Source organism: Sphingobium sp. MP9-4 (genome assembly GCF_005281675.1).
In the GTDB taxonomy this organism is placed as follows: domain Bacteria; phylum Pseudomonadota; class Alphaproteobacteria; order Sphingomonadales; family Sphingomonadaceae; genus Sphingobium; species Sphingobium yanoikuyae.
This window is the reverse complement of the sequence record NZ_LUFI01000030.1, coordinates 1-12,145: the sequence shown is the minus strand read 5'-3', so window position 1 is coordinate 12,145 and position 12,145 is coordinate 1. Positions and strand designations below refer to the sequence as shown.

The window sequence follows — 12,145 nt, the reverse complement described above, 5'->3', positions numbered from 1 at the left end:
ACGGATGCCGGATCGTCGATAGGAAGGCGCCATGCCCGTCCTCATCACATCCGGCATCGTCTGCGCGCTGCGCGCCCATGGCGAACATGGCGCGGTCGCGCGGCTGTTGACGCCCGATCATGGGCTGGTCGCGGGCTATGTGCGCGGCGGGCGGTCGCGGGCGCTACGCCCGGTGCTGCTGCCGGGCAATGCGGTGAAGGCCGAGTTCCGCGCCCGTACCGAAGATCAGCTCGCGAGCCTGACCGTCGAATTGGAGCATAGCCGCGCGCCCTTGCTGGGCGAGCCATTGCCGGCGGCAGCGATCGACTGGGCCTGCGCGCTGACGGCGGCGGCCCTGCCGGAAGGAACGCCCTATCCGACGCTTTATGAAGCGCTCGACGGCGTGCTTGGCGCGGTCGAGGCGGCGCCGGCGGCGCGGGGCTGGGCGGCGGCTTTGGTCCGCTACGAATTGCTGTTGCTGGCGGAACTGGGCTTCGGCCTTGATCTGAGCCGCTGCGCCGCGACCGGCACCGCCGACGACCTGGCCTTTGTCAGCCCGCGCAGCGCGGCGGCGGTCAGCCGGGCGGGGGCGGAGGGCTATGAGGCGCGCCTGCTGCCGCTGCCGCCTTTCCTGTTGCAAGGCGGGGCTGGCCACTGGCCGCAGATCATGGATGGATTGCGCCTGACCGGCTTCTTCCTGGAGCGGTCCGTGCTGACCGAAAGGCGGGCCGATGTGCTGGCCGCGCGCGAAAGACTGGTCGATCGGCTGAAAAGAGCGGTTGCGTAACGCGCGCAGTTTTTGCAAGGGCGGGCGCGCCGTTTCCGCATTCTCCGTTCGCCCGTCGGGCAGCGGCGGCCATTTTCTTTCGCGGAACCGTGGCGGCAGAGATTTAGAAAGAGGTTTCCCATGTTGATCGCCCTGTTCCCTGGAGATGGTATCGGCCCCGAGATCGTCGCGCAGGCGAAGCGCGTGCTTGATGCGCTGGCGATCGACGGACTCACCTATGAAGAGGGTCTGGTCGGCGGTTCGGCCTATAAGGCGGTCGGCCATCCGCTGCCGCCCGAGACGCTGGACATTGCCAAGCGCGCCGACGCGATCCTGTTCGGCGCGGTCGGTGATCCCGACTGCGACTCGCTGGAGCGTCATCTGCGTCCGGAACAGGCGATCCTGGGCCTGCGCAAGGAGCTGGGCCTCTTCTCCAACCTGCGCCCGGCCAAGGTCTTCCCCGAACTGGCGCATGAAAGCGCGCTGAAGCCCGAAGTGGCCGGCTCGATCGACCTGCTGATCGTGCGCGAAACCAATGGCGACGTCTATTTCGGCGAGAAGGGCATGCGCACCACCGCCGATGGCCTGCGCGAAGGTTATGACATCATGTCGTACAATGAAGCCGAGGTGCGCCGCATCGCCCATGCCGGTTTCCAGGCGGCGCGTGCGCGTCGTGGCAAGCTCTGCTCGGTCGACAAGGCCAATGTGCTGGAAACCAGCCAGTTGTGGCGCGACGTGGTGATCGAGGTGTCGGCCGAATATCCCGACGTCGCCCTGACCCACATGTATGTCGACAATGCCGCGATGCAGCTGGTCCGCAACCCCGGCCAGTTCGACGTCATCGTCACCGGCAACATGTTCGGCGATATCCTGTCGGACCAGGCGAGCATGTGCGTGGGCTCGATCGGCATGCTGGCGTCGGCGACGCTCAACGGCAGCGGCCAGGGCCTCTATGAACCGATCCATGGGTCTGCGCCCGACATTGCCGGCCAGGGCAAGGCCAATCCGCTGGCGACCATCCTGTCGGCGGCGATGATGCTGCGTTACTCGCTGAACCTGCCCGAGCCGGCCGACCGGATCGAGGCGGCGGTGGCCAAGGCGCTGGCCGACGGCGCCCGTTCGCCGGATCTGGGCGGCACGATGAACACGGTGGAGATGGGCGACGCGGTCCTCGCTGCGCTTTAATTCCGCTTCGGTTCGTCGCATTTGCATGACGCGAACGTAAAGTTTCTTCGTTTCCGGTCGATATGAGCGGTGAATGGGGACGCAAATGCCGACTGAACTGATTGAAGACCATCATGTCCTGCGGGGCATGATGCGGGATTTTGCCAGCATGATGGACGATGACGTCCGCGACATGGCACTTCTGACCCGCTGGCGCATCCGCTTCGCCCAGTTGTTCCGCGACCATATGGGGCGTGAGGACATGCTGGCGCGGGGCTTGCGCCAGGGGCCGCTGGCGATGGAGGCCGAGCCGATCGTGCATCAGCATGGCCGTACCATGGTGGCCCTGTTCCTGCGTTACAGCGACCATATCAAGCAATGGACCCCGGCCCAGATCGCGGCCGACTGGGGCAATTACAAGCGGGCGACGCTGGCGCTGCAGGATTCCCTCTATGACCATATGGAGTGGGAAGAGGCGCATCTGCATCCACTGATCGAGGGCAGGGTGCGAAGGGCCGCCTAGACCTTGATCGCTTCAGGCTGAATCTGCCTGAAGCGTGAATCAAGGTCTAGCATCCAAGAATAGAGCCTGATTCACGCTATCGGTGGAAGCGCAAGGCGCTTCCGCCTCAAACGATCAGGCTCTAGGGGGCCAATTCGCGCATATCGGTCCTGTCGGCTCTTCCACGCGCCAGCTAGGCAGCGGCATGGACGACTTTTCCCTGCCCAGCCTTCGTGCCGCCGCCGCCATGGTCCATGACCAGGTGCCGCCGACCCCGCAATATGCCTGGCCGTTGCTGGCCGGGCGGATCGGCGTCGAAACCTGGGTCAAGCATGAGAACCACACGCCGACCGGCGCCTTCAAGGTGCGTGGGGCCATCACCTATATCGACTGGTTGCGCCGCACCCATCCCGAGGTGACGGGCATCATCACCGCGACCCGCGGCAATCATGGCCAGGCGCAGGTGCGCGCGGCCCGCGCCGCCGGCCTCCAGGCGACGATCGTTGTCCCCCATGGCAATGCGCTGGAGAAGAATGCCGCAATGCGGGCATTCGGTGCCACCCTGATCGAACATGGCCATGATTTCGACAGTGCCAAGGCGGAGGCGGTGCGCCTGGCCGCCGAGCAGGGGCTGTTCATGGTCCCGGCCTATCATGCGGAACTGGTGCGCGGTGTCGCCAGCTATGGGCTGGAACTGTTCGATGCTGTGCCGGACCTGGACACCGTCTATGTTCCCGTCGGTTGCGGATCGGGCCTGTGCGCCACGATTGCGGCAAGGGATGCGCTGGGCCTCAAGACCAAGGTCGTCGGCGTCGTGTCCGCCCATGTCGATGCCGCCAAGCGCTCGTTCGAGGCGGGCAAGCTATTGACCAGTCCGACCGCCTATACCTTTGCCGATGGCGTTGCTGTCTGCACCCCGGTCCAGGCCGCGCTCGACTATTTCGGGCCGCGCGCCGACCGCTTCGTCGGCGTCACCGATGACGAGGTGGCGGATGCCATCCGTATCTACTGGCAGGACACCCATAATCTGGCCGAGGGCGCCGGTGCGGTGGCGCTGGCCGCGCTGATCCAGGAAAAGGAGCAGATGCGCGGCAAGAAGGTTGCGGTTATCCTCTCGGGCGGTAATGGCGACATGAGCCAGATGGCACAGATATTGGGCGGCGAAACGCCGCGCGTCACGACGGATATGCGGAAGGCGATATGAAGCGGAAGAGCGGTCAGAACCCTGAGATCACCAAGAACTGGAAGCCGGCGACGCTGGCCATCCGGGGCGGCACCGCGCGCACCGAATATGGCGAGACGTCCGAGGCCTTGTTCCTGTCCAGCGGCTATTGCTATGACCGGGCCGAGGATGCCGCCGCGCGCTTCGCCGGTGAACAGCAGGGCATGACCTATAGCCGGCTGCAGAACCCGACCGTCGAGATGCTGGAGCAGCGCATCGCCCTGCTGGAAGGCGCCGAAGCCTGCCGCGCGACCGCGACCGGCATGGCGGCGATGACCGCTGCCCTGCTGTGCCAGCTGTCGGCCGGCGACCATGTCGTCGCGGCCAAGGCGGCCTTTGGTTCCTGCCGCTGGCTGGTCGACACGCTGCTGCCCAAGTTCGGCATCGTGACGACGACGATCGACGGCAGCGACGTTGCCGCCTGGGAAGCGGCGGCACGGCCCAATACCAAGGTCTTCTTCTTCGAGACGCCGGCCAACCCGACCATGGACGTGGTCGACATCGCCGCCGTCTGCGCGATCGCCAAGGCACGCGGCATCACCACCGTTGTCGACAATGCCTTCGCCTCGCCCGCGCTGCAGCGGCCGATGGAGTTCGGCGCCGATGTCGTCGCCTATAGCGCGACCAAGATGATGGACGGGCAGGGCCGTGTGCTGGCCGGCGCTATTTGCGGCAGCCGCGACTGGATCGACAATGTGCTGCTGCCCTTCCACCGCAACACCGGCCCGACGCTCAGCGCGTTCAATGCCTGGGTGGTGCTGAAGGGGCTGGAGACGCTGGACCTGCGCATTCGCCGCCAGAGCGAGAATGCGCTCAAGGTAGCCCAGTTCCTGGAAACCCGCCTGCCCAAGGTCAATTATCCGGGACTGGAAAGCCATCCCCAGCACGCGCTGGCGATGCGGCAGATGGAAGCGGCCGGGCCGATCTTTTCCATCTACACCGGTGGTGGCCGGGCTGAGGCGCATGGCCTGCTCAACGCGCTGGAACTGGTCGACATCAGCAACAATATCGGCGATTCGCGTTCGCTGATGACCCATCCGGCATCGACCACCCATTTCGGCATGGCCGAAGAGGCGCGGCTGGAAGTCGGCATCACCGAGGATATGCTGCGGCTGAACGTCGGCCTGGAAGATCCCGACGATGTGATCGCGGACTTCGACCAGGCGCTCAAGACGATAGGGCGTTGACGGAACCGGGCAGGGAGGCGCATGCGGGAGATATGAACGCATTGTTCCCCCTGCACGCGACGACGCGGGACATCATCGTCCATGTCGCCGTGACTTTCCTGCCCGAACAGTCGGAGCCGGACCGGGGGCGCTGGTTCTGGGCCTATCATATCCGGATCGAAAATCAGGGCGAACAGCCGGTGCAACTGCTGAGCCGTCACTGGATCATCACCGATGGGCGGGGCATTCAGCAGGAATTGGAGGGTGAAGGCGTGATCGGGGAACAGCCGGTGGTGCAACCGGGCAAAAGCTATGACTATGTGTCGGGCTGCCCGCTCAACACGGCGACGGGGTCGATGCGCGGCGCCTATACGATGATCGGTTCCGATGGCGAGACGTTCGAGGTGACCATTCCCCATTTCGCGCTGATCGCGCCGGCGGTGGCCGAATGAAGCGGACCCATTTGCCGCTCAACGGCCTGCGCGTGCTGGATGCCGCCGCGCGTCACCTGTCCTTCACCCGCGCGGCGGACGAACTGGCGGTGACGCCGGCGGCCGTCGGTCAGCAGATCCGCGCGCTGGAGGATATGCTGGGCGTGGTGCTGTTCCGCCGCACGCCCAAGGGGCTGGAACTGACGCCCGAGACCGAGGCGGGGCTGGAAGCGCTACGCGCCGGTTTCCTGGAGTTCGAGGAAGCGGTGCGGGCGATGCAGGCGGGCCAGTCCAGTTCGTCGCTGACGATCGCGGCGCCGCGCGACATCACCGCCAAATGGCTGCAGCCGCGCCTGGCCGCCTATGCCGCGAGCCAGCCCGGCCTGACCTTCTCATTGGTCGCCGCCGACGAGGCGCTGGACTTTACCGAGGCCAATCTGGACCTGGCGCTGCGCCTGACCGATGGCGCGGGCGAGCATGAGGGCATCAAGATCGGCGAAACCGCCTTCGTTACCGTGGAAGCGGCGGCGGGTGGGCCGGAGCAGCGGATCGAGTGGCCCGGTTGTCCCTCGGGCGACCTGCCGGCCGCGATCCGGGTCGCGGATGCGGGCCTGGCGATCGAGGCGGCGGCGAACGGCTTTGGCCGGGCGAGCGTGCCGCTGCTGCTGGCACAGGCGGATATCGAGAATGGACGGGTGCGCAAGGTGGGGGATGCCCTGCCGACGATGCTCAGCTACTGGCTGATCGCGCCGTTGCCGCAATGGCGCCAGAAGAAGGTCAAGGCGCTGGTCGAGGCGCTCACGACCTGACCCGGCGGGGCCGGGAAAATAGGATTTCGTCCGCTTAACTTCGCATATTTCCCGCACATTTCGACATTAAATGTCCAACTGGTGATGGATTGTTACGCGCTCCTTTCATGTCCTATCGGGCATGTATAGAGGATCGGCCGCGTGTAGGACAGGCGCCGGGCCGGGGATCAGTCGGCGAGCAGGTTGAGCGCGCGCGTCATCAGCATGACGAAGCGGCCTTCGTCGACGCGGGCGACCGGATCATTCCAGGCGCCGCTGACTGCGTAATATTGGCCGTCCTGCGCCTGCACCAGGAAGTTCATCGCAATGACGCCGGGTTCGCTGCCGCCCTTATAGCCGAAATAGCGCCAGCGTTTCGCGTTGGCGGGGGCGATGCCCGGATTGACCGCCATGATCGACAGGGCATCGCCACCGGTGCGGCGCAGCCAGTCGAGCTGGGCGATTTCCTCCTGCGGGCTGGCGAACCATTCGAGCGTGTCGATCGCCACCGGATTTTCCGACACGGTGCCGACATCGACATGAGCGGCGGTCAGCCGGGTGGCGGCATCCCGCAACAGGGCGCGGCGATCGGCGATGGTCCCGGCCTCATAGCGGTGGCGCAATTCGGCATTGGCCGGCATCTTGAGGGCAAAGGCCTCGGCCGTGGTCAGCATCGGCAGGCTGCGGGGATCGGTGATGCCGAAGCGCTGGCGCATGGCGTCGACCTTGTCGCGGCCCAGGCCCAGCAGCAACGTGTCCGACGCGCTATTGTCACTTTCGGCGATCATCGCGGTCGCCAGGCTGTGCAGCGTCATCGGCGCGTGATCGGGCCATGCCATCAGCCGACCGGAAAAGCTTTTCGGGCCGAGCGGGATGACATCGCTCCAGCGCCGCTCGCCGGCCTGCACCGCACGCGCCAGTTCGGCCAGCACGGTCAGCTTGAAGGAGGAGCCGGTCGCCAGCGGCTGGTCGGGATGGTGCGACTGGAGCAGGACGGGACCGGCATCGGTTAGCCGGGCGATGGCGAAGCTGCTGCGACCCGGCAGGGCAGCAATGTCGCGCAGCACCGCGGCCATGCTGTCATCGGCCTGGCGGCTGCCGATGATGCGCAGGCCGACGACGCGGTTGGGCGGGTCGGGGGCGATCACCAGCGTGATGGCGACGATCGCCCGTTCGTAGCGGACCTCCATCTGCCCGGCGGTTGCGCTTTGCTGGGTGAGCGCGCCAAGCGCGATCGGACGGCCATGCTGCCGGCGCAGGTCGGCGGCGAGCGCGCGCCAGCGGTCGACCGGGATCGCGTCGATGAAGACGGGGGAGAAGAAGTCGGCTTCGTTGCCGGGGCCAGCGAGGATGGTCACCAGTTGCGTGGCGCGCGCGCGAAAAGCGGGGGCAGGATCAGCCATGGCGCGGCCCGGCAGCAGCGCCATCCCGATAAGGACAAGCGCGGCCGCCAGCAGCCTCATGCGTCAATCGCTTCCTCATCGACCGCCGCCGCATTTTCCTGGATGAAGGCGAAGCGATGGGCCGGATTGGTGCCCATCAGCCGTTCTACCAGATCGCGTACCTGCTGCCGGTCCTCGATATCGTCGGGCAGGGTGATGCGGATCAGGCTGCGGGTCTTGGGGTCCATGGTGGTTTCGCGCAGCTGCATCGGGTTCATTTCGCCCAGCCCCTTGAAGCGGCTGATCTCGACCTTCTTGCCCTTGAACTCCTTGGCCAGCATCGCCTCGCGCTGGGCATCGTCCATCGCATAGAGGCTCTTGCCGCCGGCGGTCAGGCGATAGAGTGGCGGCTGCGCCAGATAGAGATGACCGCGCCGCACCAGTTCGGGCATTTCCTGGAAGAAGAAGGTCATCAGCAGGGTGGCGATATGGGCGCCGTCGACATCGGCGTCGGTCATGATGACGATGCGTTCGTAGCGCAGATTATCCGGGTTGCAATCCTTGCGCGTGCCGCAGCCCAGCGCCAGGATCATGTCAGCAATTTCCTGGTTTGCCAATATCTTGGCGGTGTTTGCTGAGGCGACGTTGAGGATCTTGCCGCGCAGGGGCAGGATCGCCTGCGTCTTGCGGTCGCGGGCCTGCTTGGCCGATCCGCCGGCCGAGTCGCCTTCGACCAGAAAGATTTCAGCACCTTCCGGGTCATCGTTCGAACAATCCGTGAGCTTGCCGGGCAGGCGCAGCTTGCGCGCGCTGGTGGCGGTCTTGCGCTTGACCTCCTTTTCCTGCTTGCGCTTCAGCCGCTCGTCCATGCGGTCGATGACATAGGCGAGCAGCGCCTTGCCCCGGTCCATATGGTCGGTCAGGAAATGGTCGAAATGGTCGCGCACGGCATATTCGACCAGGCGCGCGGCGTCCGGGCTGGTCAGGCGATCCTTGGTCTGGCTCTGGAACTGGGGATCGCGGATGAAGACCGACAGCATGATTTCCGATGACGTCATGATGTCGTCGGCGGTGATGTCCTTCGCCTTCTTCTGCCCCACCAGTTCGCCAAAGGCGCGGATGCCCTTCACCAGCGCGGCGCGCAGGCCGTTTTCATGGGTGCCGCCATCGGGGGTCGGGATGGTGTTGCAATACCAGCTATAGCTGCCGTCGGACCAGAGCGGCCAGGCGACCGCCCATTCGACCCGGCCGGCTTCGCCCGGAAAATCCTGATTGCCCGAGAAGAATTGGGTGGTGGCGCATTCGCGGTCGCCCAGTTGCTCCTTCAGATGGTCGGCCAGGCCGCCGGGGAACTGGAATACCGCTTCGGGCGGGGTGTCGTCACCGATCAGTTCGGGCGCGCATTTCCAGCGTATCTCGACCCCGGCGAACAGATAGGCCTTCGACCGGGCGAGGCGATAGAGCTTGGCCGGCTTGAACTTCTGCTCGCCGAAAATCTCGCTGTCGGGGATGAAGCTGACCGCCGTGCCGCGCCGGTTGGGGGCGGCGCCGACCTTTTCCAGGCCGCTGGTGGGCAGGCCCTGGCTGAAGCTCTGGCGGAACAGTTCCTTGTTGCGCGCGACCTCGACCACCGTCCTGATCGACAGGGCGTTGACGACGCTGATGCCCACGCCGTGCAGGCCGCCCGAGGTGGCATAGGCCTTGCCCTCGAACTTGCCGCCCGAATGGAGCGTGGTGAGGATGACTTCCAGCGCCGACTTGCCGGGAAATTTCGGGTGGTCATCCACCGGAATGCCGCGACCATTGTCGGTGATGGTCAGCTTGTTGCCCGGTTCCAGGCTGATCTCGATCCGGGTGGCATGACCGGCAACGGCTTCGTCCATGCTGTTGTCGAGCACTTCGGAGGCGAGATGGTGGAAGGCGCGCTCGTCGATGCCGCCAATATACATGCCCGGACGGCGCCGGACCGGCTCCAGCCCTTCGAGCACTTCGATGGTGGAGGCGTCATAGCCCGGCGAGGTGGTGGACTGGGCGGAGGCGAACAGGTCTTCGGACATTCCGCCAAGCTATAGGCAGCCGGGCGTCGGGCGCAAGCGCTGCGCGCACGCGATCGCTAGCAATCAATTGTTACAAGGCGCTTTGCAACAAATTGGCCGACAGAGCCGTTGCCTCCATCAGGGTATATTCCCAAGGTCAGGCTGGAGAAATTCATGACATTCAAGCATTTTGCGCCGATCGGCGCCACGCTGGCGCTCGCCCTGGCGACCCCCGCGCTGGCGCAGCAGGACAGCGGTAAGGTCGACTGGACCGGCCCCTATGTCGGCGGCTCCTTCGGCTATAACTGGTCGAAGGGTGACGGCGGCGAGCATCTGCGCTTCGACACGGACGGGGACGGCAATTATGACAATGTCGTCACCACGGCGGCCGGGGCCAATGCCTTTTCGCCCGGCACCTGCGGCGGTTCGGCACGGGGCGCGACGTCGGCCAGCGGCTGCAATGGCGACAAGGATGCGATCGGCTGGATGGGCCATGTCGGCTATGACCGGCAGTTCGGCAATATCGTGGCGGGCATCGTGGGCGAAGCGGGCAAGGCCTATGTCAGCGACAGCGTGACCGAATATTCGACCACGCCCGCCAGCTATACCATGACCCGGCGGATCGGCTGGAACGCCAATCTGCGCGCGCGGCTGGGCTACACCACCGATGGCGGGGTCATGCCCTATATCACCGGCGGTCTGGCCTATGCCAAGGTGAAGAATCATTTCGACACCAGCAACACCGCCAACAGCTTCACCGAATATGATCGCAAGGAAGATGCCTGGGGCTACACCATGGGCGGCGGTGTCGAGGCCAAGGTCGCGCAGAATTTCTCGATCGGCGCGCGCTATCTTTGGACCCGTTATAACACGGGCGACTATCGCGTCGATGTGGGGCAGGGCAGCGCGCCCGCGACCAACCCCTTCATCATCACGCCATCCGGCGGCACCAGCATCAACCGTGGCGACAAGTTCGACAATCAGAGCCTGATGGCGACCGCCAGCTTCCGCTTCTGATCCGCCGCAATGAAAGGGCCGGGGCGATGCTCCGGCCCTTTCCTCTTGTGATCTTTACCTGATCCCGCGCCCGACATAGCTTCCCGCCGACAGGATTTGGCGGGAGGTCGAGAAAATGCCGGCAGGTTTCAACCCCGATGCGGCGACCGCCGCCTATCTCGCGACGCTGTCGCCGGCCCAGCATGAACGGGCGATCGCCTATACCCAGGGCGGGCATTGGCTGCTGCTTTGGGGCATGCTGGTGACACTGGTCGCCATGGCGCTGATCTGGCGCAGCGGCCTGCTGGTGCGGCTGGGGCGGCGGGTGCATGTGCGGCGCCCCAATCTGGCGGTGTTCCTGTCCGCCTTGCTCTTCTTCCTGCTCGACTGGCCGATCGAACTGCCCTGGTCCGTCTATGCCAATTGGGGACGCGAGCGCAGCTATGGGCTGACCAGCCAGGGTTTCGGCGGCTGGCTGGGCGAGGATATATTGTCGAGCGCGATCAGCATTCCGTTGGTGGCGCTGCTGGCGGTCGCCATCTATGCGCTGATGCGCCGCACGCCGCGCTGGTGGTGGGCCTGGTCGGGGCTGGTGGTCGTGCTGGGCATCATCCTGATGGTCGTCATCGCACCGGTGGCGATCGAACCGCTGTTCAACAAATATACCCCCGCGCCAGCCGGGCCGACCCGCGATGCGGTGGTCGAACTGGCCCATCGTGCCGGCGTGCCGGGCGACAAAATTTATATTTATGACGGGTCGAAGCAGTCGGAACGCTATACCGCCAATGTCTCCGGCCTGTTCGGCACGGCGCGAGTGGCGATGAGCGACACCATGTTCAAGCGCGGCGCCGACCTGGCCGAGGTACGGGGCGTGGTGGGCCATGAAATGGGCCATTATGCCGAACATCATGTGCTGTGGCTGGCCGGCGGCATGAGCCTGCTGGCGATGCTGCTCTTCTTCCTGGTCGACCGGCTCTATCCGGTCGCGGCGCGCTGGTTCGGCGCGGGCAGCGCGATCAGCGATCCGGCGCATATGCCGGTCGCCTGGGCGGTCGCAGCGGTGGTCGGGGTATTCCTGGTGCCGCTGATGAACAGCATCAGCCGCTATGACGAGAATGCCGCCGACCGTTTCTCGCTCAAGGTCGCGCATGAACCCGATGGCCTTGCCAAGGCGCTGGTCAAGACGATCGAATATCGCGCCTCATCGCCCTCGCGGCTGGAGGAAATCCTGTTCTACGACCATCCCAGTGTCGAACGGCGCATCCATGCGGCGATGGTCTGGAAGGCGGAAAATCCGCAACTGGTCGGCAAATAGGAGCAAAAGAAAAGGCCGCCCGGTGGGGCGGCCTTCCTTGTCTCGTTTGTTCAGCGAACCCGCGGGCCGCCAAAGGGCAGCGGCGGGGGCGGGCGGCGCGTGCCGCGCGGCAGCTGTGCCTGATAGGCGCGGCCGCAATGTTCCACGCAATAGGGGAAGCCGGGGTTCACTGCTTCGCCGCAGAAATGGAAGTCCGGCTCGCCCGGATGGCCCATCGGCCACTTGCAGATCCGCTCGGTCAGGTCGAGCAGGCTGGTCTTGCCGGCAATTTCGGCGCTCGGCTTGGCGGGCACCAGACGGCGCGGCGGTGCCGGCGGGATCGGTGCCTGCTGGTCACCGGGGCCCTGGCGCAGGAAGCCGCCGGGGCCGACCGACACGATGCGCGGCTGCGGCGCGGC

The 12,145-nt window shown here is 65.6% G+C and carries 12 protein-coding genes; 9 read left to right on the top strand and 3 right to left on the bottom strand.

Translation table 11 applies throughout. From position 1 onward, the window contains the following. Positions 1-31: 31 nt before the first annotated feature. The 7 genes from recO (at position 32) to A0U87_RS09555 (ending at position 6,039) form a co-directional block, all read left to right on the top strand. The gene (recO, locus tag A0U87_RS09585) at positions 32-766 is read left to right on the top strand and encodes a DNA repair protein RecO (RefSeq protein ID WP_048937907.1); all 735 of its coding nucleotides are present in this window, start codon (positions 32-34) and stop codon (positions 764-766) included. Between the two features lie 120 nt (positions 767-886). Then, positions 887-1,930: a 3-isopropylmalate dehydrogenase gene (gene leuB, locus A0U87_RS09580; protein ID WP_017502837.1), complete on the top strand. Its 1,044-nt coding sequence runs from the start codon at positions 887-889 to the stop codon at positions 1,928-1,930. Between the two features lie 85 nt (positions 1,931-2,015). Then, positions 2,016-2,432 carry a hypothetical protein gene (locus A0U87_RS09575; protein ID WP_048937906.1) on the top strand — a complete coding sequence of 139 codons (417 nt, stop codon included), beginning with the start codon at positions 2,016-2,018 and terminating at the stop codon, positions 2,430-2,432. A 184-nt stretch (positions 2,433-2,616) separates the two neighbouring features. Continuing rightward, the gene (locus A0U87_RS09570; protein WP_048937905.1) at positions 2,617-3,615 is read left to right on the top strand and encodes a threonine dehydratase; all 999 of its coding nucleotides are present in this window, start codon (positions 2,617-2,619) and stop codon (positions 3,613-3,615) included. Continuing rightward, the gene (locus tag A0U87_RS09565; protein ID WP_048937904.1) at positions 3,612-4,820 is read left to right on the top strand and encodes an aminotransferase class I/II-fold pyridoxal phosphate-dependent enzyme; all 1,209 of its coding nucleotides are present in this window, start codon (positions 3,612-3,614) and stop codon (positions 4,818-4,820) included. The genes A0U87_RS09570 and A0U87_RS09565 overlap by 4 nt, the downstream gene beginning before the upstream one ends. Positions 4,821-4,852: 32 nt before the next feature. Beyond that, the gene (apaG, locus tag A0U87_RS09560; RefSeq protein ID WP_004207375.1) at positions 4,853-5,251 is read left to right on the top strand and encodes a Co2+/Mg2+ efflux protein ApaG; all 399 of its coding nucleotides are present in this window, start codon (positions 4,853-4,855) and stop codon (positions 5,249-5,251) included. Next, a complete protein-coding gene (locus A0U87_RS09555) occupies positions 5,248-6,039 on the top strand; it encodes a LysR family transcriptional regulator (RefSeq protein ID WP_048937903.1) in 792 nt (263 codons plus the stop codon). Before apaG ends, A0U87_RS09555 begins: the two co-directional genes overlap by 4 nt. 167 nt (positions 6,040-6,206) lie before the next feature. On the opposite strand, the gene A0U87_RS09550 is transcribed toward A0U87_RS09555, so the two are convergent. Together A0U87_RS09550 and parE are read right to left on the bottom strand one after the other, a co-directional pair. Beyond that, entirely contained in the window at positions 6,207-7,481 is a 1,275-nt protein-coding gene (locus A0U87_RS09550; protein ID WP_048937902.1) for a serine hydrolase, read from the bottom strand. Next, a complete protein-coding gene (parE, locus tag A0U87_RS09545) occupies positions 7,478-9,457 on the bottom strand; it encodes a DNA topoisomerase IV subunit B (protein WP_048937901.1) in 1,980 nt (659 codons plus the stop codon). The genes A0U87_RS09550 and parE overlap by 4 nt, the downstream gene beginning before the upstream one ends. 153 nt (positions 9,458-9,610) lie before the next feature. Here parE and A0U87_RS09540 point away from each other — a divergent pair, with 153 nt between their 5' ends. Together A0U87_RS09540 and A0U87_RS09535 are read left to right on the top strand one after the other, a co-directional pair. Next, positions 9,611-10,453 (top strand): outer membrane beta-barrel protein, encoded by an 843-nt coding sequence (locus tag A0U87_RS09540; protein ID WP_048937900.1) that lies wholly within the window; start codon positions 9,611-9,613, stop codon positions 10,451-10,453. A gap of 115 nt (positions 10,454-10,568) precedes the next feature. Further along, positions 10,569-11,747 carry a M48 family metalloprotease gene (locus A0U87_RS09535; RefSeq protein ID WP_048937899.1) on the top strand — a complete coding sequence of 393 codons (1,179 nt, stop codon included), beginning with the start codon at positions 10,569-10,571 and terminating at the stop codon, positions 11,745-11,747. Between the two features lie 50 nt (positions 11,748-11,797). Here A0U87_RS09535 and A0U87_RS09530 read toward each other — a convergent pair. Further along, positions 11,798-12,145: GcrA family cell cycle regulator (locus tag A0U87_RS09530; protein ID WP_240700537.1), on the bottom strand; the 348-nt coding region annotated here is incomplete at its 5' end.